24 protein-coding genes are annotated in these 23,851 nt (G+C 69.6%); 13 read left to right on the forward strand and 11 right to left on the reverse strand.

From position 1 onward, the window contains the following. Positions 1-65 precede the first annotated feature (65 nt). Positions 66-941, forward strand: coding sequence for a YihY/virulence factor BrkB family protein (locus AC3EGR_RS21620; protein WP_488548595.1), 876 nt, complete (start codon positions 66-68; stop codon positions 939-941). On the opposite strand, the gene ggt is transcribed toward AC3EGR_RS21620, so the two are convergent. The 3 genes from ggt to AC3EGR_RS21635 form a co-directional block, all read right to left on the reverse strand. After that, positions 928-2,751: a gamma-glutamyltransferase gene (gene ggt / locus AC3EGR_RS21625; RefSeq protein ID WP_488548596.1), complete on the reverse strand. Its 1,824-nt coding sequence runs from the start codon at positions 2,749-2,751 to the stop codon at positions 928-930. The genes AC3EGR_RS21620 and ggt overlap by 14 nt on opposite strands. A gap of 65 nt (positions 2,752-2,816) precedes the next feature. Continuing rightward, the gene (locus AC3EGR_RS21630; protein WP_488548597.1) at positions 2,817-3,575 is read right to left on the reverse strand and encodes a 3-hydroxyacyl-CoA dehydrogenase; all 759 of its coding nucleotides are present in this window, start codon (positions 3,573-3,575) and stop codon (positions 2,817-2,819) included. 109 nt (positions 3,576-3,684) lie between these two features. Further along, positions 3,685-4,728 (reverse strand): extracellular solute-binding protein, encoded by a 1,044-nt coding sequence (locus tag AC3EGR_RS21635; protein ID WP_488548598.1) that lies wholly within the window; start codon positions 4,726-4,728, stop codon positions 3,685-3,687. A gap of 111 nt (positions 4,729-4,839) precedes the next feature. On the opposite strand from AC3EGR_RS21635, the gene AC3EGR_RS21640 reads away from it, so the two are divergent. After that, a complete protein-coding gene (locus tag AC3EGR_RS21640) occupies positions 4,840-5,712 on the forward strand; it encodes a patatin-like phospholipase family protein (protein ID WP_488548599.1) in 873 nt (290 codons plus the stop codon). Between the two features lie 188 nt (positions 5,713-5,900). On the opposite strand, the gene AC3EGR_RS21645 is transcribed toward AC3EGR_RS21640, so the two are convergent. Next, a complete protein-coding gene (locus tag AC3EGR_RS21645; RefSeq protein WP_488548600.1) occupies positions 5,901-6,446 on the reverse strand; it encodes a phasin family protein in 546 nt (181 codons plus the stop codon). 181 nt (positions 6,447-6,627) lie between these two features. On the opposite strand from AC3EGR_RS21645, the gene AC3EGR_RS21650 reads away from it, so the two are divergent. Genes AC3EGR_RS21650 through AC3EGR_RS21660 form a run of 3 tightly spaced genes read left to right on the forward strand, consistent with a single transcriptional unit; the run spans position 6,628 to position 8,719 of the window. Further along, positions 6,628-7,557, forward strand: coding sequence for a histone deacetylase family protein (locus tag AC3EGR_RS21650; protein ID WP_488548601.1), 930 nt, complete (start codon positions 6,628-6,630; stop codon positions 7,555-7,557). Then, on the forward strand, positions 7,554-7,994 hold the full coding sequence (locus AC3EGR_RS21655) for an acyl-CoA thioesterase (RefSeq protein WP_488548602.1): 441 nt from the start codon (positions 7,554-7,556) through the stop codon (positions 7,992-7,994). Before AC3EGR_RS21650 ends, AC3EGR_RS21655 begins: the two co-directional genes overlap by 4 nt. Next, complete coding sequence (locus tag AC3EGR_RS21660) at positions 7,991-8,719, forward strand: nitroreductase (RefSeq protein ID WP_488548603.1); 729 nt, start codon at positions 7,991-7,993, stop codon at positions 8,717-8,719. The genes AC3EGR_RS21655 and AC3EGR_RS21660 overlap by 4 nt, the downstream gene beginning before the upstream one ends. A gap of 33 nt (positions 8,720-8,752) precedes the next feature. On the opposite strand, the gene AC3EGR_RS21665 is transcribed toward AC3EGR_RS21660, so the two are convergent. Next, entirely contained in the window at positions 8,753-9,013 is a 261-nt protein-coding gene (locus tag AC3EGR_RS21665; RefSeq protein WP_488548604.1) for a CsbD family protein, read from the reverse strand. A gap of 182 nt (positions 9,014-9,195) precedes the next feature. Between AC3EGR_RS21665 and AC3EGR_RS21670 the strand changes: the two genes are divergently transcribed. From AC3EGR_RS21670 to AC3EGR_RS21685, 4 genes are read left to right on the forward strand one after another with little or no spacing between them, the layout of a single operon-like run. Beyond that, positions 9,196-10,605, forward strand: coding sequence for a sodium:proton antiporter (locus AC3EGR_RS21670; RefSeq protein ID WP_488548605.1), 1,410 nt, complete (start codon positions 9,196-9,198; stop codon positions 10,603-10,605). 6 nt (positions 10,606-10,611) lie between these two features. Next, positions 10,612-11,598, forward strand: a complete 987-nt coding sequence (locus tag AC3EGR_RS21675) for a 2-hydroxyacid dehydrogenase (protein ID WP_488548606.1) — start codon at positions 10,612-10,614, stop codon at positions 11,596-11,598. A 17-nt stretch (positions 11,599-11,615) separates the two neighbouring features. Next, positions 11,616-12,968 carry a DNA recombination protein RmuC gene (locus tag AC3EGR_RS21680; RefSeq protein ID WP_488548635.1) on the forward strand — a complete coding sequence of 451 codons (1,353 nt, stop codon included), beginning with the start codon at positions 11,616-11,618 and terminating at the stop codon, positions 12,966-12,968. Next, entirely contained in the window at positions 12,949-14,139 is a 1,191-nt protein-coding gene (locus tag AC3EGR_RS21685; RefSeq protein WP_488548607.1) for an MFS transporter, read from the forward strand. Before AC3EGR_RS21680 ends, AC3EGR_RS21685 begins: the two co-directional genes overlap by 20 nt. Here the strand turns inward: AC3EGR_RS21685 and AC3EGR_RS21690 are convergent. Next, on the reverse strand, positions 14,114-15,016 hold the full coding sequence (locus tag AC3EGR_RS21690; protein ID WP_488548608.1) for an LOG family protein: 903 nt from the start codon (positions 15,014-15,016) through the stop codon (positions 14,114-14,116). The two genes, AC3EGR_RS21685 and AC3EGR_RS21690, sit on opposite strands and share 26 nt — an antisense overlap. A 92-nt stretch (positions 15,017-15,108) precedes the next feature. On the opposite strand from AC3EGR_RS21690, the gene AC3EGR_RS21695 reads away from it, so the two are divergent. Next, positions 15,109-15,798, forward strand: a complete 690-nt coding sequence (locus AC3EGR_RS21695) for a hypothetical protein (RefSeq protein ID WP_488548609.1) — start codon at positions 15,109-15,111, stop codon at positions 15,796-15,798. 6 nt (positions 15,799-15,804) lie between these two features. Here the strand turns inward: AC3EGR_RS21695 and AC3EGR_RS21700 are convergent, their stop codons facing one another. The 4 genes from AC3EGR_RS21700 to earP all read right to left on the reverse strand — a co-directional run bounded on the left by AC3EGR_RS21700 (position 15,805) and on the right by earP (position 19,221). Next, positions 15,805-16,683, reverse strand: coding sequence for an AEC family transporter (locus tag AC3EGR_RS21700; RefSeq protein ID WP_488548610.1), 879 nt, complete (start codon positions 16,681-16,683; stop codon positions 15,805-15,807). Further along, positions 16,683-17,477 carry a heme-dependent oxidative N-demethylase subunit alpha family protein gene (locus AC3EGR_RS21705; RefSeq protein WP_488548611.1) on the reverse strand — a complete coding sequence of 265 codons (795 nt, stop codon included), beginning with the start codon at positions 17,475-17,477 and terminating at the stop codon, positions 16,683-16,685. The genes AC3EGR_RS21700 and AC3EGR_RS21705 overlap by 1 nt, the downstream gene beginning before the upstream one ends. Before the next feature lie 52 nt (positions 17,478-17,529). Next, positions 17,530-18,084: an elongation factor P gene (gene efp / locus AC3EGR_RS21710; protein ID WP_488548612.1), complete on the reverse strand. Its 555-nt coding sequence runs from the start codon at positions 18,082-18,084 to the stop codon at positions 17,530-17,532. 96 nt (positions 18,085-18,180) lie between these two features. Further along, positions 18,181-19,221 carry an elongation factor P maturation arginine rhamnosyltransferase EarP gene (gene earP, locus AC3EGR_RS21715; RefSeq protein WP_488548613.1) on the reverse strand — a complete coding sequence of 347 codons (1,041 nt, stop codon included), beginning with the start codon at positions 19,219-19,221 and terminating at the stop codon, positions 18,181-18,183. Positions 19,222-19,232: 11 nt separating this feature from the next. Here earP and uvrC point away from each other — a divergent pair, with 11 nt between their 5' ends. The 3 genes from uvrC to AC3EGR_RS21730 are packed head-to-tail and all read left to right on the forward strand — an operon-like array spanning position 19,233 to position 22,899. Further along, positions 19,233-21,371 carry an excinuclease ABC subunit UvrC gene (gene uvrC, locus AC3EGR_RS21720; protein WP_488548636.1) on the forward strand — a complete coding sequence of 713 codons (2,139 nt, stop codon included), beginning with the start codon at positions 19,233-19,235 and terminating at the stop codon, positions 21,369-21,371. Positions 21,372-21,407: 36 nt separating this feature from the next. Then, positions 21,408-21,977 carry a CDP-diacylglycerol--glycerol-3-phosphate 3-phosphatidyltransferase gene (gene pgsA / locus AC3EGR_RS21725; protein ID WP_488548614.1) on the forward strand — a complete coding sequence of 190 codons (570 nt, stop codon included), beginning with the start codon at positions 21,408-21,410 and terminating at the stop codon, positions 21,975-21,977. A gap of 7 nt (positions 21,978-21,984) precedes the next feature. Beyond that, positions 21,985-22,899 (forward strand): DMT family transporter, encoded by a 915-nt coding sequence (locus AC3EGR_RS21730; protein WP_488548615.1) that lies wholly within the window; start codon positions 21,985-21,987, stop codon positions 22,897-22,899. Here the strand turns inward: AC3EGR_RS21730 and AC3EGR_RS21735 are convergent. Then, the gene (locus tag AC3EGR_RS21735; RefSeq protein ID WP_488548616.1) at positions 22,847-23,797 is read right to left on the reverse strand and encodes a LysR substrate-binding domain-containing protein; all 951 of its coding nucleotides are present in this window, start codon (positions 23,795-23,797) and stop codon (positions 22,847-22,849) included. The genes AC3EGR_RS21730 and AC3EGR_RS21735 overlap by 53 nt on opposite strands. Positions 23,798-23,851 lie beyond the last annotated feature (54 nt).

A 23,851-nucleotide genomic window follows, 5' to 3' on the forward strand; every position in this document is an offset into this window, starting at 1 on the left:
GCAACGGTAGCTCTACAGCGCGCCTTCGACCCCCAGCGGCGGGGCGCGCAGGCATACTCGGCCGCATGCCCGTCCTGAGTCCCGCCGGCGCCTACGTGCTCGCCAATCCCGGCGCCTTCGCGCGCAAGGTGCTCAAGGCATTCAAGGCGAACCAGGGGCTGCTGCTCGCCGGCGCCGTCGCCTACTACGCGCTGCTGTCCGTGGTGCCGCTGCTGATCCTGACGGTGATTGCCCTGTCGCACCTGGTCGACCAGCGCGAGCTGCTGACGACGCTGGGTCGCTACCTGGAATTGCTGATGCCGGGGCAGTCCAAGGCGATCGTGATCGAGCTGGCCAATTTCGTGCAGCACCGCGACGTCATCGGCTGGCTGCTGTTCGCGACAATGCTGTTCTTCAGCTCGCTGGCCTTCACGGTGCTGGAGAAGGCGATGTCGGTGATCTTCCTGCACCGCTTCACCGTGCGGCGGCGGCACTTCCTCGTCTCGGCGCTGCTGCCTTACGTCTACATCCTCTGCCTGGGCTTCGGGCTGCTGGTGATGACGATGGTGGCCGGGAGCATCCAGGCGATGGGCGACGACAGCGTCTTCTTCATCGGCCTGATGTGGTCGCTGCATGGCGTGTCGGGCGTGCTGCTGTACCTGCTGGGCCTGCTGGGCGAAATCCTGCTGCTCACCTCGATCTACATGGTGATGCCGGTGGGGCGCCTGTGGTGGCGCCACGCGCTGGTGGGCGGGATCACCGCCGCGCTGCTGTGGGAGCTGACGCGGCGCGTGCTGGTCTGGTACTTCAGCACGCTGTCGCAGGTCAGCGTGGTCTACGGCTCGCTCACCACCGCGATCGTGGTCCTCTTCAGCCTGGAGATCGCCGCGACGCTGCTGCTGCTCGGCGCGCAGGTGATCTCCGAGTACGAGCGCATCGACAAGAAGCCTAATCTCCCATGACGATGCCTTCGCGGCGCGGGTCGGCGCCGCCCAGGAGCATCTGCGTGCCGTGCACGTTGCCGACGGTGATCGCCTGCAGGCCGCTGGTCATGTCCACCTCGTGCACCTCGTGGCCGCGCGCCTGCAGCGCCTGCACGGTGGCGGCGGGGAAGCGCCCTTGTTCCAGCAGCGTCGGCCCGTTGATCGAACCGAAGTTGGGCAGGTCCACCGCCTGCTGCGGCGTCAGGCCCCAGTGCAGCACGCCGTACAGGGCCTTGGCGGTGTAGTGGATGATGAGCGCGCCGCCCGGGCTGCCGCCGCTCATGGCGAACTGGCCCGTGGCCTTGTCGAACACCAGCGTGGGCGCCATGGACGAACGCGGCCGCTTGCCGGCCTGCACCCGGTTGGCCACCGGCCGGCCCTGGGCGTCGGTCGGCGCGAAGCTGAAGTCGGTGAGCTCGTTGTTCAGCATGAAGCCGCGCACCATCTGGCGGGCGCCGAACTGGTCCTCGATGGTGGTGGTCATCGCGATCGCCTGGCCGAAGGGGTCGACGATGCTGATGTGCGAGGTGCCGTGCTCCACCTGCTCGGCGCTGGGGCCGTACTCGCTGGTGCGCTGCCCGGGCGTGCCGGGTTGCGCGACCTTCATGCTTTGCGGGCGGATGAGGCCCGCGCGCGCCTGCAGGTACGCCGGGGCCAGCAGGCTCCTCCAGTCACCCGCGGGCGGCTGCACGAAGTCGGGGTCGCCCAGGTACTGGCCGCGGTCGGCGAAGGCCAGCCGGGCGGCTTCGCTGTAGAGGTGCAGCCAGTCGGCGGAGGGCAGGCCCGCAACCAGCGGCAGCGTGTCCGCCGTCGTGTTCGCGAGGATGCCGAGGATCTGGGCGACGGCGATGGCACCGGAGCTGGGCGGGGGAAAGCCGCAGATGCGGTATTCGCGCGGCGGCGTGCGGTAGTCGCTGCACAGGGGCGCGCGCTTTTTCGCCTGGTAGCCGGCGAGGTCGGCCATCGTCAGCCTGCCGGGATTTGTCGGGTGGCCTTGCACCTTGTCGACGATGGCCCGGGCGATGTCGCCTTGGTAGAACGCGCGCGGGCCTTCGCTGGCGACGCGCCGCAGCACCGCGGCCAGCTGCGGATTGCGCAGCGTGCTGCCGACGGCGACCGGCTGGCCGTTGGCCTGGTAGAAGTAGGCGCGGGCCGTGGGATCCCTGGCCAGGTGGGCATCGGCCTGGATCAAGGCGTTCAGCCGCGGGCTGACGCGAAAGCCGTCCTCCGCCAGCTGGATCGCGGGCTGGAACAGCGCGGCCCAGGGCAGGCGCCCGTGCTGGCGGTGCGCCAGCTCCAGCACCCGGAGCGTGCCCGGCACGCCGACGGAACGGCCGCCGACCACCGCATCGTAGAAGGCGAGCGGCTGGCCGTCGGCCCCCATGAACAGGCGCTCGTCGGCCGCGGCGGGCGCAGTCTCGCGGCCGTCGAAGGCTTCCACCTCGCGGCCGTCGAAGTGCAGCAGGAAGGTGCCGCCGCCGATGCCGCTGGACTGCGGTTCGACCAGCGCCAGCACCATCTGCACCGCGATTGCCGCATCGACGGCGGAGCCGCCGGCCTTGAGCACCTGGTAACCCGCGTCGGTGGCCAGCGGGTTGGCAGCGGCGACGGCGAATTTCGTCGTGGCCCAGCCCGGCTTGGCCGTGAGGCCGGAGGAAGCCTCCGGCTGCTGCGGCACCGCGTAGCCGAAGCCGGCAGGGGTTGCCGACGGGCGGGTGCCGGTGAAGGGCATGCCCGCGCACGCGGCCAGCAAGCAGGCGGCGAGGCAAGTGAGGACGCGGCGGCGCATCGTTTGCTCCCGGGGGCTTTGTCGTTCCGGGGAGGACTACAGGCCGCGCGGCCCGCGCCGGCGGTTCACTTGGGGGCCAGCCGGATCGCGCCGTCCAGGCGGATCACCTCGCCATTGAGCATGTCGTTTTCGAAGATGTGCTTCGCCAGCTTCGCGTAGTCCTCGGGCGTGCCCAGGCGCGAAGGGAAGGGCACGCTGGCCGCCAGCGCATCCTGCACCTCCTTGGGCATGCCGAACAGCATGGGTGTGCCGAAGATGCCGGGCGCGATGGTCATGTTGCGGATGCCGCTGCGGGCGAGGTCGCGGGCGATGGGCAAGGTCATGCCGACCACGCCGCCTTTGGACGCGCTGTACGCCGCCTGGCCGATCTGGCCGTCATAGGCCGCGACGGAGGCGGTCGACACGATGCAGCCGCGCTCGCCGGTGGGCTCGGGAGCGTTCTTCGCCATGGCTTCGGCGGCCAGGCGGATCATGTTGAAGGTGCCCACCAGGTTGACCATGATGGTCTTGCTGAACACGGAGAGGCTGTGGGCGCCGTTCTTGCCGACGGTCTTTTCCGCCGGGGCGATGCCCGCGCAGTTGACCAGGCCCATCAGCTTGCCCAGGGACACGGCCTTGGCCACGGCCGCCTGGGCGTCGGCTTCCTGGCTGACGTCGCATGTCACGAACACGCCGCCGATGTCCCGGGCGACCTGTTCGCCCTTGTCGGCCTGCATGTCGGCGACGACGACCTTGCCGCCGCTGGCGGCCAGCATGCGTGCGGTGCCTTCGCCCAGGCCCGACGCTGCGCCGGTGACGAGGAAGACCTTGCCCTGGATGTCCATCTCTGAGCTCCTTGGATTGACGTGCGCGTCGATTATGGAGATGAAAAAGCCCGCCGGCGGCGGGCTTTGCTGAACGTCCTCCCGGGCCCGGGCCCGGGATGCATGGCTGCTACTTGAACCCGACCCGGTCCAGCATCTGCTGCACCTTGACCGTGTTGGCGCCGACCGTGGCGATCGGGATGGTCTCCGTCTTGAACTCGCCGCCGCCGCTCATGGCCGTGAGCGCGGGGTTGTTCACCTTCACGCCCCGGGCGGCGGGCCATTCGTTGTTGCCGTTGGCGAAGTAGTTCTGCGCCTCGGCGCTGGCCAGGTACTCGAGGAACTTCACGGCGGCGGCCGTGTTCTTGCTGTTCTTCGCCACGGCGCCGCCGGCGATGTTGACGTGCGTGCCCCAGGACTGCTGGTTGGGGAACACCACGCCGACGCGCTCCATCAGCTTGCGGTCCTCGGGGGCGGTGGAGCGCAGCAGGCGGGCGATGTAATACGTGTTGCTCACCGCGACCTGGCATTCGCCGGCACCGACGGCCTTGATCTGGTCGGTGTCGCCGCCCTTGGGGTCGCGCGCCATGTTGGCCACGATGCCCTTGAGCCATGCTTCGGCCTTCTGCTCGCCCAGGTGCTCGGTGACCGCGCCGAACAGGGACAGGTTGTAGGGGTGCGAGCCGGAACGCAGGCAGACCTTGCCCTTGTTCTTGGGATCGGCCAACTCCTCGTAGGTGTCCACGTCCTCGCGCTTGACCTTGATCTTGTCGTACACGATCACGCGCGCCCGCGTGGAGAAGCCGAACCAGGTGGTGCCTTCGGCGGTGGCCGGGGCCCGAAGTTGCGCGGGGATGGCGTCTTCCAGCACGGCGGACTTCACTGGCTTGAACAGGCCGTCGACGTCGCCCTTGTACAGTCGGGCGGCATCCACCAGCAGGATCACGTCCGCCGGGGAGGCGGCGCCTTCGGCCTTCAGGCGGGCCAGAATACCGGCGTCGTCGGCGTCCACGCGGTTGATGCGAATGCCGGTGGCCTTGGTGAAGTTGCTGTACAGCGCCTCGTCCGTCGAGTAGTGGCGGGCGGAGTAGAGGTTCAGCACCTGCTCCTGCGCGGCGGCAGTGCCGAGGGCGGCGGCGAGCAGCGTCGCGACGGCGGCGGCCTTGGAAATCATGGGGTTATCCTTTGCTGGGCGCTCTGTTGGGAGCGGACGATCATAAAACAAACGCGAATCATTCTCAATAACCGGCGGCGCAAGCTTGGCACCGCCGCGCTGGCGGCCTGCATGCTGGCGCTGGCCGGCTGCGCCACGGCGCCGGCACCCAAGCCGGCGGAACCGCCCGCCGCACCGCCTCCCGCGGTGGCCAAGGTGCCGCCGCGCGTGGGCCTGGCGCTGGGCGGCGGCGCGGCCCGGGGCTTCGCCCACGTCGGCGTGATCCAGGTGCTGGAAGAGGCCGGCATCAAGCCCGCGCTGGTGGTCGGCACCTCGGCCGGCAGCCTCGTCGCGGCGCTGTATGCCAGCGGCCGCAGCGCGCAGCAGCTGCAGCAGGTGGCGATGGCGATGGACGAAGCGGCGTTCGCGGACTGGACGCTGCCGCTGTTCAACCGCGGCGTGCTGCGCGGCGAGGCCCTGGGACGCTACGTCAACACGCAGGTGAACCACCGCCTGATCGAGAACATGGCGCTGCCGCTCGGCATCGTGGCCACGGACCTGCGCACCGGCACCGGCGTGCTGTTCCAGCGCGGCGACACGGGCACGGCGGTGCGCGCGTCCAGCGCGGTGCCGGCGGTGTTCCTGCCCGTGCGCATCGGCAGCCAGGAGTTCGTCGATGGCGGGCTGGTGTCGCCGGTGCCGGTGCGCTACGCCCGGCAGATGGGCGCCGAGGTGGTCATCGCGGTGGACATCTCCAGCGCGCCCGAAGGCAACCCGTCCGGCGACACGCTGCAGGTGCTGATGCAGACCTTCGCCATCATGGGCAAGAGCATCAACAGCTGGGAGCTCAGGGACGCCGACGTGGTCGTGCGGCCGGCGCTCACCGGCATGGGCAGCGGCGACTTCACGGGCAAGCAGCGGGCCATCAACGCCGGACGCGCCGCGATGCAGGCGCTGCTGCCGCAGCTGCGCGCTGCCCTGGAAGCGAAAGCCCACGCGCCATGAAAAAGGCCTCCAGTGTTGCCACTGGAGGCCGAAGGGATCCCGGAAACCCGTGAGGGTGTCGGAAGGACCCGAGGAGACAACCTGAAGAAAACCCCCCGCGTCGGGCGCGGGAGTATCGAGTGAGTAGGACTCCAGGTCCGGAGTTCCCGCCCCACCGAGGTGGAGTCAAGGAACCCTCAATGCAAGTCTCAGGCGCGCTTGGCCTTCGGGGCCTTGGCGTTGTTCACCGCGGTGGTGGCCACCGCGTTGAAGTTGGCTTCGGCGACGTCGCTGGCCTGCTTGACGGCCTTCTGCACGGATTCCAGGGCGTTGTTGCCGGCGGCAACGGCGCTCTTGAACACGGCGACGGCGGTCTCGGAGCCGGCCGGGGCGTTCTTGGCGGCGTTGTCCACGACGGCCAGGAACTTCTTCTGGACGTCGGCGAACTGGCCTTCGACCGTGCGGCTGAATTCAGCGCCCGTGGAGGAGCTGATGTCGTACAGGTGGCGGCTGTAGGCGGCGGTCTTCTCGGCCAGGGGCTGGAAGAGGGCGGCTTGCAGGGCCAGCAGTTCCTGCGCGTCCTTGACGGACAGCAGGGACTGGGTGGTTTCGGCGGCTTCGACCAGCGCGGCCTTGGTCGCGGTGACGTTCAGCTCGACGAGCTTCTCGACGCCTTCGAAGGCCTTGGACGTCAGTCCGAACAGGGTTTCGACATTGGCTTTTTGGGCGGCCAGCAATTGCTCAGCGGTCAGCATGGATGGAATCTCCGGGTAGTGAAAAGGGTTGCAGGAACTTCGTTTCAACTGCCCTGACGATGTTGCAGTGCAGCATGGGTGGAAGTATACGGGCGCCGCCAGCCATTGCAAGCCTTTTTTGTTGCGTTGCAGCAAAGTACGTAATCCTGCCTAAAGTTCACGACCCGGGACAATGCCCCCGATGCAGGTCTTCTACGCCACCCAGTTCGTCCTGCCGCTGCCGCCCGGCCACCGCTTCCCGATGGGAAAGTACCAGCTGCTGCGCGACCGGCTGGCGGCCGAGTTGCCCGAGATCCGGCTGGCGCAGGCCGAGCCGGCCAGCGACGGCGAGCTCGCCCTGGTCCACACCCCCGCCTACATCCAGGCGATCAGCGACGGCTCGGTGGACCCCGTGGTGATGCGCGAAATCGGTTTCCCCTGGAGCCCGGCCATGGCGGACCGGGCGCGCCGGTCCGTCGGCGCGACCATCGCTGCCTGCCGCGTCGCCTGCGAGGAGGGCGTCGCGGCGAACATCGCCGGCGGCACGCACCATGCCTATGCGGACAAGGGCGGTGGCTTTTGCGTCTTCAACGACGCGGCGGTGGCCGCCCGCCTGCTGCAGGCCGAACATGCACGGCGACGGCGCCGGCCCTTGCGCGTGGCGATCGTCGACCTGGACGTGCACCAGGGCAACGGCAGCGCCCGCATCTTCCGCGATGACCCGACGGTCTTCACGCTCTCGCTGCACGGGCAGAAGAACTTCCCGTTCCGCAAGGAGGCCAGCGACCTCGACGTGGACCTGCCCGATGGCACCGGCGACGATGCCTACCTGCAGGCGCTCGAACGCGCGCTCGAGGAGCTCGCGCATCGCTTCGATCCCGGCCTCGTGATCTACCTGGCCGGCGCCGATCCGCACGAGGGCGACCGCCTCGGCCGCCTGAAGCTCACCTGGGACGGCCTTGAAGCGCGCGACCGGCGCGTGTTCGACTGGGCCTGGGCGCGCGGCCTGCCGCTCGCCTTCGCCATGGCCGGGGGCTATGGCCAGCGCATGGAGGACACCGTGCAGGTGCAGGTGAACACCTTCGCCGTGGCCGTGCAGTACGCGCGCCGCTGGCACAATCGCCCGCGATGAGCGACGCCAACAAGCCGCAGCCGGAAGGACGCGGGGGCTACAAGGCCTTCCGCACGATCAGCACCCGCTGGATGGACAACGATGCCTACGGGCACGTGAACAACGTCGTCTACTACAGCTGGTTCGACACCGCCGTCAACGCGCACCTGATCGAGCAGGGCGCCCTGGACATCCACCAGGGCAAGACCATCGGCCTGGTCATCGAGACGCAGTGCAACTACTTCGCGCCGGTGGAGTTCCCGCAGCTGGTCGAGGCCGGCCTGCGCGTGGCGAAGATCGGCAACTCCAGCGTGCGCTACGAGGTGGGCCTGTTCCTGCAGGACGAGGCCCTCACGGTGGCCAAGGGCCACTTCGTGCACGTCTACGTGGACCGCGCCACGCGCCGTCCGGCCGCCTTGCCCGAGCGCCTGCGGCGCGTGCTGGAGGAATTGCAGTGAACACGAGCCAGGTGGCCACGGTGGTGGCCGATCCCGCGAGCGTGGCCGACGCCATCGCCAGCCGCTTTTCCTGCCGCGCCTTCCTGCGCGACAAGCCGGTGCCGCGCGCGACGATTGAGGAGATCCTGGCCGTGGCAAGCCGCGCGCCTTCGGGCACCAACACCCAGCCCTGGAAGGCGTACGTGCTGCAGGGGGCGAGCCGCGACAGCCTGGTGGAAAAGGTCTGCGCCGCCCACGACGCGATCTATGCGGACCCGGCGCTGGCGCAGGAGTACCGCGAGGAATACGACTACTACCCCACCAAGTGGGTCTCGCCCTACATCGACCGGCGGCGCGAGAACGGCTGGAGCCTGTACGGCCTGCTGGGCATCGCCAAGGGGGAGAAGGACAAGATGCACGCCCAGCACCAGCGCAACTTCCGTTTCTTCGACGCGCCCGTGGGTTTCATGTTCACCATCGACCGCATCCTCGGGCGCGGCTCGCTGATGGACTACGGCATGTTCCTGCAGAACGTGATGGTGGCGGCGCGCGCCCGCGGCCTGCACACCTGCCCGCAGGCGGCCTGGAACGGCTTCGCGAAGATCATCCTGACGCACATCGGCGCGGGCGAGGGCGAGATGATGGTGTGCGGGATGTCGCTGGGCTACGCGGACCTGGACGCCCGGGTGAACGGCTTCCACACGCCGCGCGAGCCGGTCGAGGGCTTCGTGCGCTGGCTCGAGTGAGTCCGGCGGGGCTCGGCGCTTCGCGGCGCTGCCTCAGGTCCGTTTTTCCCGGCCCGACGCCGGGCCGTGCTCGCGGCCGTCGTCCAGTCGGTGGTCGGGATGGGTCTCTTCGAACGCGCGCACCTGGCGATCCGCCTCCTCGCGCGCCACGCCGTGGCGCTGCTGGATGCGACCGAGCAGCTGCTCGCGGCGACCGGCGATCACGTCCAGGTCGTCGTCGGTGAGCTTGCCCCACTGCTCCTTCACCTTGCCCTTGATCTGCCGCCACCGGCCCTGAACCCGGTCTTGGTTCATCGCGCTTCCCCTTGTGCGCCCGTGGCGGGCGGCTCTTGTGGGGATGCTCCCGCCATCGCGTGGCTCAACTGGTAGGAAGCGCTCCGTACGCCGGGTAGGCCGTCACCTACCCGCGGCCGGTTCGGTATGCTCCGCGGCCAACACAACGAGCCGCCGGCCTGCCCGGCCACGAAGGAAACCCGATGATCCGATCCAGGCCGCTGGGGCTGGCCTGCCTGCTGCTGTGCCCGGCGTGGGCCGTGGCCGCGCCCGTGGACGCGTCGCAACTTTCCGCCCTGTGGGGCGTGCCCTTCGCCGGGATCCTGCTGTCCATCGCCTTGGGTCCGCTGCTGGCACCGTGGTTCTGGCACCACCACTACGGCAAGCTGGCGGCAGCCTGGGCCCTCGCCTTCCTGCTGCCGTTCGCAGCCATGTTCGGGCTGCCCGCGGCCGCTTCGGCCCTGCTGCACGTCGTTCTGGAGGAGTACCTTCCCTTCGTCATCCTCATCACGGCGCTCTACACCGTCGCGGGCGGCATCTACGTGCGCGGCAACATGCATGGCAGCCCGGCCCTGAATACCGCGATCCTGGCCATCGGCGCGGTCCTGGCGAGCTTCATGGGTACCACGGGCGCGTCCATGCTGATGGTTCGCCCGCTGATCCGCGCCAACGACAATCGCACGCACTGCGCCCACATCATCGTCTTCTTCATCTTCATCGTGTCCAATGCCGGCGGTTCCCTTACTCCGCTGGGCGACCCGCCGCTGTTCCTGGGCTTCCTGCAAGGGGTGGACTTCTTCTGGACCGTCGGCCACATCTTCCCGGAGACGCTGTTCCTGGTCGGCACGCTGCTGTCCGTCTTCTACGCGCTCGACTGGTACTACTACCACAGGCGGGAGGAAGTCCGTCCCCTCGACCCGACCCCGGACACCCGCGGGATCGGTTTCGACGGCGCCCGCAACTTCTGGCTGCTGGCCGCTATCGTGGGCCTCGTGCTCGTGAGCGGCTTCTGGAAGTCACCCGTCGTCTTCCACGTGGCGGGTACCGAGATCGGCCTGCCGGGGCTGGTACGCGACATCGGTCTGGTGGCCGTGACCATCCTGTCCGTGCGCATCACCCCCGCCTCCGTGCACGAGGACAACCAGTTCTCCTGGCAGCCGATCCAGGAAGTCGCCAAGCTCTTCGCGGGCATCTTCGTGACCATCGTGCCGGTGATCGCCATGCTGCGCGCCGGCGCCGAGGGGCCGTTCGCACCCGTCATTGCCGCAGTGACCCGTCCGGACGGCACGCCTGACCCGGCGATGTACTTCTGGGCCAGCGGTCTCCTGAGCTCCTTCCTGGACAACGCGCCGACCTACCTGGTGTTCTTCAACACGGCCGGCGGCGACGCACGCCGGCTCATGACCGAACTCGCGCCCGTCCTGGCGGCGATCTCCGCCGGTTCGGTCTTCATGGGAGCCAACAGCTACATCGGCAACGCACCCAACCTCATGGTCAAGGCCATTGCGGAGGAGCGTGGTGTCAAAATGCCGGGCTTCTTCGGCTACATGGCATGGTCCGCGGCCATTCTCGTGCCGCTTTTCCTCGTCATGACCTTTGTCTGGTTCCGCTGAGACCTCATGAGCAAACCCCGCATCCTCGTCGCCCGGGCCGTGTTCCCGGAAACCCTCGCGCACCTCGAACGGCATTTCGAGGTGGAACACAACCAGGACGACGCCACCTGGGACAAGAAGGAACTCGCCCGGCGCCTGCAGGGCAAGGCGGGCGCCTTCACCACCGGCACCGAGCGCATCGACGCCGAGCTGCTGGCCGCCTGCCCGCAGCTGAAGGTCTGCGCCAACATGGCCGTGGGCTACAACAACTTCGACCTCGCGGCCATGACGCAGGCCGGCGTGCTGGGCACCAACACGCCGGACGTGCTGACCGAAACGACGGCGGACTTCGGCTTCGCGCTGCTGATGGCCACCGCCCGGCGCATCGCCGAGAGCGAGCATTACCTGCGCGCCGGCCAGTGGACCAAGTGGCGCTACGACATGTTCGCCGGCGCCGAGGTGCATGGCAGCACGCTGGGCATCCTGGGCATGGGCCGCATCGGCCAGGGCATCGCCAAGCGCGGCGCCCATGGCTTCGGCATGAACGTGATCTACCACAACCGTTCCCGCCTCTCGCCGGCGCTGGAAGCCGAGTGCAAGGCGCGCTACGTGGGCAAGGACGAACTGCTCAAGACCACCGACCACCTCGTGCTGGTGCTGCCGTATTCGGCGGAGTCGCACCACGCCATCGGCGCGGCGGAACTCGCGCAAATGAAACCGACGGCCACGCTGGTCAACATCGCCCGCGGCGGCATCGTCGACGACGCGGCCCTGGCGCAGGCCCTGAAGGACAGGCGCATCGCCGCGGCCGGCCTGGACGTGTTCGAAGGCGAGCCCCGGGTGCACCCGGACCTGCTGGCCGTGCCCAACGTGGTCCTCACGCCGCACATCGCCAGCGCCACCGTCGCGACGCGACGCGCGATGGCGCAGCTCGCCGCCGACAACCTGGTCGGCTTCCTGGTGAACGGCAAGCCGCTCACCCCCCTGAACCCCGAAGTCCTGAAGAAGTCCTAGTGGAAATCTGGATCGTGATGGCGCTGGCCCTGGCCAGCGTCGTATTGATGGTGGCCTTGCTGATGCGCAAGCCGCCGGTCCCCGACACCGGCCGCGCCGAACTGATGGCGGCCAACGAGCGGCTGGAGCGCGAGTTGCGCCGCGAGATCAGCGAGTCCTCGCGCGGCCTGCGCGGCGAGATGACGCAGACGCTCGCGACCTTCCAGCAAAGCCTGCTGCAGCAGGGCCAGGAGGCGACGCGCACGCAGAACCAGCAGATCGACGCCTTCGGCCAGCAGCTGACGCTGACGCAAAAGACGCTGTCGGACACGCTGACGCTGACGCACAAGACGCTCACCGACACCTTGTCGACGCAGTTGCAGGGCCTGAGCGAATCCAATGCCCGCCGCATGGCCGAAGTGCGGCAGACACTGGAGACCCAGCTCAACACCATGCACCAGACCAACGCCGCCAAGCTGGAGGAGATGCGCCGCACGGTGGACGAGAAGCTGCAGCACACGCTGGAAGCGCGCCTGGGCGAGAGCTTCAAGCAGGTCGCCGAGCGGCTGGAGCAGGTGCACCACGGCCTGGGCCAGATGCAGAACCTGGCCCAGGGCGTGGGCGACCTGCAGCGCGTGCTGACCAACGTGAAGACGCGCGGCATGTTCGGCGAAGTGCAGCTGGAGAACCTGCTGGAGCAGGTGCTGACGCCGGAGCAGTACGGCAAGCAGGTGGAGACCAAGCCGCGCAGCAACCAGCGCGTGGACTTCGCGATCCGCTTTCCCGGCCGCAGCGCCGACGGCGAGCCGGTGTGGCTGCCCATCGACGCCAAGTTCCCGCGCGAGGACTACGAGCGCCTGCTGGAGGCGCACGACCGGGCCGACCAGGCGGGCATCGACAGCGCCGGCCGCGCGCTGGAAGTGCGCATCCGCGAGGAGGCCAAGTCGATCTGCGAGTATTACCTGTGCCCGCCGTACACGACCGACTTCGCGATCCTCTTCCTGCCGATCGAGAGCCTGTACGCCGAGGTGCTGCGGCGTCCCGGCCTGATGGACAAGATCCAGCGCGATTACCGCGTGACGCTGGCCGGCCCGACCACGCTGCTGGCGATGCTCAATTCCCTGCACATGGGCTTCCGCACCCTCGCGCTGGAGCAGCAGGCCTCCGAAGTGTGGAAGGTGCTGGGCGCGGTCAAGACCGAGTTCGAGCGCTACGGCAAGTGGGTGGAGTCCGTGCGCGACCAGGTCCACCGCGCCGCCGACACGCTGGACAAGGCCGACACCCGCGCCAAGCAGATGCAGCGCGCGCTCAAGAAGGTGGAAGCGCTGCCCGAAACCGAGGCCCAGGCCCTGCTGCCGCTGGCCGACAACGGTGACGACAGCGAGCCCTGACGCCAGCGCGCGCCGGCGCGAGCTGTTCCGGCTCATCATCGGCCACATCTTCCTGCACGCCACGATGGCGGGCATGCGCATGGCGGCGCCGCTCCTGGCGCTGCGCGCCGGCTACAGCGAGCTCGCCGTGGGCGTGCTGCTGTCGCTCTATGCGCTGATGCAGGTCTTCCTGTCGCTGCCGGCCGGCCGCTTCGCCGACCGCCACGGGCTGAAGAGGCCCTTCGCGCTGAGCGTGGGCGCGGCCTCCCTGGGCGGGGCGCTGGCCTTTGCGTGGCCGGTGTTCCCGGTGCTGTGCGTCGCGGCCCTGCTCACCGGGGGCGCCACCGGCACCGCCGTGATCGCCCTGCAGCGGCACGTGGGCCGGGCGGCGCAGTCGCCGGGCGAGCTCAAGCAGGCCTTCTCCTGGCTGGCCATCGGCCCGGCGTTCTCCAACTTCGTCGGTCCGTTCACGGCCGGCCTGGTGATCGACCATGCCGGCTTCCGCGCCGCGTTCCTGATGCTGGCGCTGATGCCGCTGGTGACCTGGTACTTCGTGCGCCAGGCGCACGAACTGGCGCCGGTCAGCGCCGCGCACGCAGCGCACAGGGGGCGTGCCTGGGACCTGTGGCGCGACCCGGCGTTCCGCCGGCTGATCCTGGTCAACTGGTTCCTGTCCTCGGCCTGGGACGTGCACACCTTCGTCGTGCCGGTGCTAGGCCACGAACGCGGGCTGTCGGCTTCGGTGATCGGCACCATCCTGGGCGTGTTCGCGTTCTCGGCCGCGGCCATCCGCGTCGTCCTGCCGCTGCTGGCGGCCCGCGTGCGCGAATGGGTGCTGATCGTCACCGCCATGGCCGCGACGACCGTGATCTACGCCGTCTACCCCTTCATGCACCATGCCCTCACCATGGGGCTGTGTTCGGTGCTGCTCGGGATCGCGCTGGGCATGGTCCAGCCGATGGTCATGAGCATGCTGCACCAGATCACGCCCGAGCACCGCCACGGAGAGGCGGTGGGCATGCGCATGATGGTGATCAATGCCTCCAGCGTCGCCATGCCGATGCTGTTCGGCGGCGCCGGCGCCGTGGTGGGCATCAGCGCGGTCTTCTGGACCGTCGCGGCCACCGTCGGCGCGGGCATCCGCGTCGGCTGGAGCCTGAAGGACATCAAAGCCGATAGAAGTTCCGGATGATGTCCCAGGCGGACTGCGGATCGTCGGCGAACTGGAAGAGGTCCAGGTCGGCAGGCGAAATCACGCCTTCGTCGACCAGCAACTCGAAGTTGATCAGCCGCTTCCAGTAGTCCGAGCCGAACAGGACGATCGGCACCTGGCGCGCCTTCTTGGTCTGCACCAGCGTGATCACCTCGAACAGCTCGTCCAGCGTACCGAAGCCGCCGGGGAAGGCGACCAATGCCTTCGCGCGCATCATGAAATGCATCTTGCGCAGGGCGAAGTAGTGGAACTTGAAGGACAGCGCCGGCGTGACGTAGGGGTTGGCCGCTTCCTCCATGGGCAGCGCGATGGACAGGCCCACGCTGACGCCGCCGGCCTCGTCGGCGCCGCGGTTGGCCGCTTCCATGATGCCGGGGCCGCCGCCCGTGCACACGAACAGCATGTCGCGCGGCTCCTTGCCGGCGCTGTAGTCGGCCACCAGGCGGCCGAAGGCGCGGGCCTTCTCGTAGTAGTGGGCGTTGCGGGCGAGGGCCTTGGCGCGCCTGGCATCGACCGGCGCCGGGCCGGTCTCGCCGCCCGCGTCGGCCGGGACGGCCTGCGTCGCTGCTTGCGCCTTCTTCACCAGCGCGTCGGCGCTGGCCTGGTCCCGAAAGCGCGCGCTGCCGAACACCACGATGGTGTTCTCGATGCCGTGCGCCTGCTGTTCCAGGTCGGGTTTGAGCAGCTCGAGCTGGATGCGGATGCCGCGCGTCTCGCGGCGCAGCAGGAACTCGGGGTCGGCGAAGGCGAGCCGGTTGGCCTCGGGGTCCAGGGGCAGGCCGGCGTCGGCATGGGCCTGCAGGGTGGCCCAGGCATCGGCCAGCCGCCGGTCGTGGATGTTGCGGGTCGAAGACATATGCAGCGATTGTGGCCGCAATCGCGCCCGGGCCGGATTCCCGGCCGGCGCCGCCTGCCGCTATCCTGTCGGGACAAGAAGAAGGGATAGCGGTGGAACACCCGGTCTACCACGTGCTGCACGAAGGCCGCCGGCTCGGCCCGTTCAACCGCCGCACCATCGTCGGCATGAGGGTCAAGAAGGCGCTGAACAGCAAGGACGTGCTGCTGGGCGCGGACGGGGCGCAGCTCACCGTCGGCGAGCTCGTGCGCCAGGGCCAGCAGCCGGAGTCCGGTTTCGAGGCCAGCAGCCTGCATGCGCCGCCCACCGGCGGCGGCAGCCACTCCGTCGTGCAGGGCATCCACGCCGGCCAGCTGCTGGAAGTGGAAGGCAAGGGCCACGACATCCCGGCGTTCAAGGGCGAGATCGAGGTGCGCGTGCAGACCAAGGTGTTACGCATCTCCGGGCGCTTTCGCGACGGCCTCGCGTGGCGCGAGGACCGCGTGAAGTTTCCCTTGCAGGACATCGCCCATGCGCGCCTGCGCGGCACCGTGGTGGACCTGTGGGTGCGCACCAGCGAGGACAGGCGCATGCAGCGCGTGAGCCTGGACCTGCTCAAAGCGCAAGCCGCGGGCGAACTCGCGGAGAGCCTGCCTTACACCGCGCCTTATCCGGGCAGCGAACCGCTGGCCGGGCGGTCGCCGGGCGCCGGTGCCAGCCTGCGCCCGCTGATGTGGGCGGCCATCGTCGGCTCGGTGGTGAGCATGGTCGGCATGCTGGTCTGGGCGCTCACTCGCCACTGAGGAGGCTCAGAAGGCCAGCGCCAGGCCGACGGGCACCGACAGCACGGCCAGCGCGTTGCCCAGCAGGATCATGGCGGCGACCCGCTCGGGCTCCTGGCCGTAGCGCTCGGCCAGCAGGTACTGCATCACCGCCGGCGGCAAGGCCGCGAACAGGATCAGCTGTGCGCGTGCCGTGCCTTCCAGGCCCAGGGCCCAGGCGAGTGGCACGGCGACCACCAGTCCCACCAACGGCCGCGCGAAGGCGCCCAGCAATCCGCGCGGCACGTCGCGCCGGCGCAGCTGCGTGAGGCGCACGCCCAGCGCGAACAGCATCAGCGGCACCATCGCTTCCCCCAGCAGCTTGAGGCCGGAGAACAGCATGTCGGGCGGCCGGACGCCGCTGGCCGCGCTGGCAAAGCCCAGTGCGCTGGCGAGCATCAGCGGGCTGAGCAGCAGCTCGCGCGTGCTGGACTGCGCGCTGGTGATGCGCGCGCCGAGCGAGAAGTGGAGCAGGTTGCTGATGGAAAAGAGCGCCACCGCGGCACCGAAGCCGGGCGGCCCGAACGCGAACAGCGCGAGCGGCAGGCCCATGTTGCCGCAGTTGGTGAACATCACCACGGGCACCAGGGTGCGGGCGGAGGTGCGCGCCGCGCGCGCGACGGCCCACGCCACGATTCCGGTGAGCAGGATCAGCAGCGCGCCCGCACCCAGCAGGGGCAGGTTCTCCCGCAGCTGGAACTCCTTGCCGGCGAGCGCCGTGTAGACGATCACCGGCGACAGCACGTCCAGCACGATGCGGTTGAACGCCGTCATGTCCGGGTGCACGCGGCGCGCGTAGGCGTAGCCGATCGCCACGATCAGGAAGACCGGCACGATCACCTGCGCGATGCGGGTGAGGAGCTCCATCAGGCGCTGCGCAGGGCCAGCCAGGCCAGCAGCCGCGCGCGCGCGGGCGCCAGGCTCTTGTACGCGAGCACGGCTTCGCTCATGGATGCCAGCGCGCCGTGCAGGCGCCGGGCGTCCTCGCCCGTGCGCACGGCGTCCGGCAGGGGCTGCAGCATCACGCGGATGGTGAACACGGCCTGCCCGGGCACGTCCGGGACGGGAAAGAAGGTCTGGCGTTCGCTGCGCAGGAAGCATTGCGCGGCGAAGGCCTGCGGGTCCTGCAGGTCGGGCCAGGGCAGGCGCGCATGGCGCTGCGGGTGCTGGTCGTAGCGCCCGCTGGGCGTGAGCGTCCAGACGAAGCGCTCGAAGCGCTCGCCGCCCGTGGCCAGGCGCACCAGCTGCGTCGCCGCCGCGAGCAGCGCCTGGTTGTCGGCGACCGGGGCGTGGACCGCCGTGAAAGGCAGGCCCAGCTTGTCCTCCGGCGCCCAGTGCGAGGGCACGCAGACGCACAGCCAGGGCAGGGTGGTGCCGCCGGCTTCCAGCACGGCGAAGTCTTCCTCGAAGGCCAGCTCGATGGGTTCGGCCGCGGCCAGCCCTTCGCGCCGCGCCTGCGCCAGGATGGCGGCGAGCGCGGGTCGTGCATCGAAGCCGGCCACGGCCAGCCGGCTGGCGCCGGCCTCGAGCACGCGCTTCTTCTCCTGCCACAGGGCGCTGCCCGCGGCCAGCGGCGTCAGGTGGCGTGCATCCGCGGCCAGGCGCTGCAGCCCGGGCTGCATGCGGAAAGGCACGGCGATGCGGTCGAACGCGAAAGACACGGTGGAAAAGAAAAAGGCCCCTTGCGGAGCCTGGTGCGCGGCAGGGCCGAGCTTACACGCGGCGGCGGTATTCGCCGGTGCGGGTGTCGATCTCCACCTTGTCGCCCTGCGCCACGAAGATCGGCACGCCGATCTCGAAGCCGGTGGCGATCTTGGCGGGCTTGAGCACCTTGCCCGAGGTGTCGCCCTTGACGGCCGGCTCGGTCCAGGTGATCTCGCGCTCCACGCTGGTGGGCAGTTCGACCGAGATCGCCTTGCCTTCGTAGAACACCACTTCGGCGGGCAGGCCGTCCTCGAGGTAGTTCAGGGCGTCGCCCATGTTGTCCTTCTCGACCTCGTACTGGTTGTACTCGGAGTCCATCCAGACGTACATCGGGTCGGCGAAGTAGGAGTAGGTGCACTCCTTCTTGTCCAGGATGACCTGGTCCATCTTGTCGTCGGCCTTGAAGACGAGTTCGGTGCCCTGGTTGTTCAGCAGGGACTTCAGCTTCATGCGCACGGTGGCGGCGTTGCGGCCGCCGCGGGAGTATTCGGTCTTGAGAACGACCCACGGCTGGCCGTTCTGCATGATCACGTTGCCGGCGCGGATTTCCTGAGCGATTTTCATGACGGTGTCTTCGATGGAGAAGCCGCGGCGCGCGCAGGGTCTGCGGTGGGCGGCAAGGGGTGCGTCTGCGGGCGGTCTGCCCTGTAACGCAAAGCTCTATATTCTAGCGTGCCCGGCCGCAAACCGCTCCAGCTCGGTCGCGAGCTCGGGCAGCGCGTGCGTCTTTTCCAGCGCCCGGCCGGCCGTTTCGCGCCAGGCGTCGAGCGCCAGCGGCGGCAGGGGCCCGGCCGTGACGCCATTCCACGCCAGGAAAAAATCACGCAGCGTGGCCGGCGGCTGCAGCCAGGCGAGGAAGGCTTGCAGCTTGGCGTGGTGCGCCAGGTCGTCCTGCGGATAGATCTGCCAGACCAGGGGCACGCCCGCGAGCAGGCCGCGCACCAGGGAATCCTCGCCGCGGACGAAATTCAGCTCGCAGGACCACAACAGTTCGTCGTAGCCGCGCTGCGTGAGCAGGGGCAGCCAATGCAGGTGGAGCCTGCCGCGGTCCTGCGCGCCGAGCGCCTGCACGGCTGCGCTGGCGCGGCCCGCCGTGACCAGCAGGTGGGTCGTCCGATCGCTGCTCGCGAGCTGGTCCAGGAGCCCGGGCAAGGCGGCCGGCTCGTAGCAGAAGAGGCTGATCACGCGGTCCTGTGGCGGGACGCCCCGCTGCCGCAGCCACGCCTCGCGGTCGAAGGCCGCGCGGCGCCCGGCCAGGTCCTGCTCGCGCAGCAAGCCGCCCGTGCGGGGCGTGAAGCCCGGATAGAAGAACCGCTTGGTCAGGCCCGCCCCCGGCCCCTGCATCACCGGCGAAGGCAGGCCGTGGCTGCGCTCCACGTAGGGCTCGGCCGAGAGGTATTCCAGGTTGATCCAGGCCGGCGGCCGCGCGCAGGCCGCCATCCGCTGCACGAAGGCCGGCGGCGGGTCGCAGCCGAAGGCTTCGACCACCACGTCGCCGGGCTGCTCGTGCGGCAGCGGATCGCGCCAGGGCAGCACCTCCACCCCTGGAGCACCTTGCGGGGCCATCCACGCCAGCATGGCGCTGTCGTCCATCCACAGGCGCACCGAAGCGCCGCGGGCGGCCAGTTCCGCGGCGAGGCGCCAACACACCCCGGCGTCCCCGTGGTTGTCGATCACCTGGCAGAAGATGTCCCAGCGCATCGGCCCGGATAATAGGGCGAATGCATTCCGAGGAACTGCTCGCGCAAGTGTCGGCCCTGCCGGCGCTGCCCGGCGTCTACCGCTATTACGACGCCGAGGGCGGCGTGCTCTACGTGGGCAAAGCGCGCAACCTGAAGAAGCGCGTCTCCAGCTACTTCACCAAGAACCATGGCGGCACCCGCATCGGCCACATGGTGAGCAAGATCGCGAAGCTGGAGACCACGGTCGTGCGCTCGGAAGCCGAGGCGCTGCTGCTCGAGAACAACCTGATCAAGACGCTGGCGCCGCGCTACAACATCCTGTTCCGCGACGACAAGAGCTACCCGTACCTGAAGATCACCGGCTCGCCGGACAAGCAGGGCTTCGCCAACCGCGGCGGCGGCTCGCCCTCGGCCGCCGTGTTCCCGCGCGTGGCCTATTACCGCGGCGCGGTGGACCGCAAGCACCGCTACTTCGGGCCGTACCCCAGCGCCTGGGCCGTCAAGGAATCGATCCAGCTGCTGCAGAAGGTGTTCCGCCTGCGCACCTGCGAGGACACGGTCTTCGCCAACCGCACCCGTCCCTGCCTGCTGTACCAGATCAAGCGCTGCACCGGCCCTTGCGTCAACCTGGTCTCGGCGGAGGACTACCACCAGGACGTGCTGCATGCGGAGGCCTTCCTGCGCGGCGACACGCAGAGCGTGCTGCAGTCGCTGGAGTCGCGCATGATGGCGCACGCGGAAAAGCTCGAATTCGAGCAGGCCGCGGAACTGCGCAACCAGATGGGCGCGCTGTCCAAGGTGCTGCACCAGCAGTCGGTGGAGACCGCATCGGACAAGGACGTGGACATCCTGGCTGTACGCGTGCAAGGCGGCAAGGCCTGCGTCAACCTGGCCATGGTCCGGGGCGGCCGGCACCTGGGCGACCGGGCCTACTTCCCCAGCCACATCGAGGACGCGTCCGCCGTGCAGGAGTTCGACGACGAGCAGGACGCGGTCCACGGCCAGACGATCGAGGAGCAGGTGCTCGAGGCCTTCATCGCCCAGCACTACATCGGCGTGCCGCTGCCGTCCGCCCTGATCACGAGCCATCCGGTGCAGCCGCAGCTGGTCGAAGCCCTGTCCTTGCAGGCGGGAAGCCGCATCGGCGCAGTCCACAACCCGCGCGGCCAGCGCCGCCTGTGGCTGGAAATGGCGGAAAAGAACGCCGAGCTCCAACTCGCCCGCCTGCTGGCGGAGGAAGGATCGCAGCAGGCCCGCACGCGCGCGCTGGTGGACGCGCTGGACCTCGCGCCCGACAACCTCGACACCTTCCGGGTCGAATGCTTCGACATCTCGCACACCGCGGGCGAGGCCACGCAGGCGTCCTGCGTGGTGTTCCACCACCACCAGATGCAGAACCGCGAGTACCGCCGTTACAACATCGACGGCATCACGCCCGGCGACGACTATGCGGCCATGCGCCAGGTGCTGACGCGCCGCTACGCGCGGCTGGCCCAGGCGGGACGCGACACGCCTGATGCGACGCCGTCCGAGGAGCAGGAGGCCGCGGAAGACACGGGTGGCGAAGGGCTCGAATCGGAGGCCGTCGCCGCCGAGGTCGCGCAAGCGGCACCGGTCGAGGCTGCGACGGAGCTCGCGCAAGCGCCGGCGGCCGGAGCGCCCGCGGAAGACACGATGAAACCCAGGCGCGCCAAGCCCGGCGGCGGCGGCAGTGCCCAGCGCCTGCCCGACCTCGTGCTCGTCGACGGCGGCCGCGGCCAGGTGAGCATGGCGCGCGAGGTGTTCGCCGAGCTCGGTCTGGACCTGTCGGTCATCGTCGGCGTGGAGAAGGGCGAAGGGCGCAAGGTGGGCCTGGAGGAACTGGTCTTCGCGGATGGCCGCGACAAGGTCTACCTCGGTCGCGAATCGGCGGCGCTGATGCTGATCGCGCAGATCCGCGACGAGGCGCACCGGTTCGCGATCACCGGCATGCGCGCGCGGCGGGCGCGCGTGCGCGTGGGCGGCAGCCAGCTCGAGGAGATCCCCGGCATCGGCGCCAAGAAGCGCGCGCGCCTGCTGCAACGCTTCGGCGGGGTGCGCGGGGTGGCCGCCGCCAGCGTGGAGGACATCGCGACCGTGGAGGGCATCTCACGCGAACTGGCGGAGGAAATCTATCGCGCGCTGCACTGACCGGCGGTGCGCCCACGTCATGCACAATCGGGCTCCATGTTCTTCACGGTCCCGACGCTCCTGACCTGGACGCGCATCGTCGCCATCCCCTTGCTGATCGGGGTGTTCTACATCGGGCTCCAGCACGAACTGCAGAACCTCGTGGCCACCGTGATGTTCATCGTCTTCGCCGCCACCGACTGGCTGGACGGCTTCCTGGCGCGCAAGCTGAACCAGGCCTCCTCCTTCGGCGCCTTCCTCGACCCGGTCGCCGACAAGTTCCTGGTCTGCGCCTCGCTGCTGGTGCTGGTGCACCTGCGGCGGACCGACGTCTTCGTCGCCCTGATCATCATCGGCCGGGAAATCGCGATCTCGGCGCTGCGCGAGTGGATGGCGCAGATCGGCGCCTCCAAGAGCGTGGCCGTGCACATGCTGGGCAAGCTCAAGACCACCGTGCAGATGATCGCCATCCCCTTCCTGCTGTACGACGGCCACCTGTTCGGCGCCATCGACACCAACCTGTGGGGCACCTGGCTGATCTGGCTGGCGGCGATCCTGACCGTCTGGTCGATGATCTACTACCTGCGCAAGGCGCTGCCGGAAATCCGCCGGCGCGTGGACCGCTAGCGAGGACATGGCCGCCGGCGTGGGCGAGCGGGCCGACCCGCTGGTGCGGGCCATGCCCGCGGTGTTCGTGGTCATCTGGAGCACCGGCTTCATCGTGGCGCGCTACGGCATGCCGCATGCGCCGCCTTTCAAGTTCCTCGTCGTGCGCTACCTGCTCTCGGTCGCGGCCTTCCTGGCCTGGGCCCTGCTCGCCCGGGCGGCCTGGCCGCGCGATCGCCGGCAGTGGGCGCACCTGGCGGTGACGGGTGTCCTGATGCATGCCGGCTACCTGGGCGGCGTCTGGGCCGCCGTCAAGGCGGGCATGGGCGCCGGACTCGCGGCCTTGCTGGTGGGCCTGCAGCCGGTGCTGACGGCCGTGTGGGTGTCCATGCGCGGTGGCCAGGTGGGCGCACGCCAATGGGCCGGGCTGGCGCTGGGCCTGGGCGGACTGGTCCTGGTCGTGTGGCAGAAGCTGGGGCTGGGCGAAGTCGGAACGCTGAACCTCGCCTGCGCGCTGGTCGCGCTGCTTTCCATCACTGCGGGCACGCTGTACCAGAAGCGCTTCCTGGCGCCTTGCGACGTGCGCACCGCCAGCCTGGTGCAACTCACGGCCGCCCTCGTCGTCACCCTGCCGTTGGCGCTGCTGGAGCAGGAAGGCCTGCGCTGGTGGCTGGCCGACGGCGCGCTGAACCGCGAGCTCGCCGGCGCGGTCGCCTGGTCGGTGCTGGGCCTCACCCTGGGCGGCAGCTCGCTGCTGTACCTGCTGATCCAGCGCGGCGCCGCCACCACGGTCAGCAGCCTGATGTACCTGGTGCCGCCTTCGACGGCGTTGATGGCGTGGGTGCTGTTCGGCGAGCCGATCACCGTGCTGATCGTCGCCGGCATGGCGCTCACCGCCGCGGGCGTGAGCCTCGTCGTGCGGCCTTCCACGGTTCGGTCCTGAACTCCTCCGCCAGGAAGTCCACCAGCAGCTTGATGCGCTTGGGCGTGCTGGCCGTGTGCGGCGCCAGCCAGTGGATGTCCGCGTCAGCCATCGCATAGGCCGGCAGCACCCGCACGAGCTCGCCGCTGGCCAGCGCGCCGGCGATGTCCCACAGGCTGCGCAACATGATGCCGCGGCCGGCCAGGCACCAGTCGCGCACCAGCTCGCCCGAGTTGCTCGAGAGCGGGCCGCCCACGCGCACGCGGACCTCGGCCCGGTCGCGCTCGCGCTGCAGCCGCCAGACGTCGAAGCGTTCGTTCTCGCGCACCACCAGGCAGTCGTGCGCCGCCAGTTCCTCCAGCGTGGCGGGCGTGCCGCGCGCGCGCAGGTAAGCGGGCGCGGCGACGAGCACGCGCTGGTTGCGGGCGAGCCGCCGACCGGTCCACTCGCTGGCGCGCTGGCCTCGCACCGCCCACAGCCACACCGCGCCGTCGAACCCCTCGACCGCCAGGTCGGGCAGCTGTTCGGTGAGCTGGAGTTGCACCTCCAGTTGCGGGTGCCGTTGCTGGAACCCGGCGATCGCCGGACCCAGCCACAGCCGCCCGAAGCCGAAGGTGGCGGCCAGCCGGATGCGGCCCACGGGTTCGCCGTGCCGCTCCTGCAGCTCGGCTTCCAGCGCCTGGAAGCCCGCGAGCAGGCCCACGGCGCGGTCGCACAGCGCCTCGCCCTCGGGCGTGGGCACGACCTTGCGCGTGGTGCGCTGGAAGAGCTTCAGGCCGACGCGCGCTTCCACCGCGGCGAGCCGCTTGGTGATCACCGAAGGCACGACATCGCAGGCGGATGCCGCTGCGGCCAGGCTGCCGTGCTCGCGGATCGCCAGCAGCAACTCGAGGTCGGGGCGGTCGAGGTGGGGCTTCATTGATTCCAGGCGGGAAAGAATCGCTTGCCGGATTATTGCTGGTGCGGCGCGGTG

This window comes from Ramlibacter sp. G4-7 (assembly GCF_057784995.1).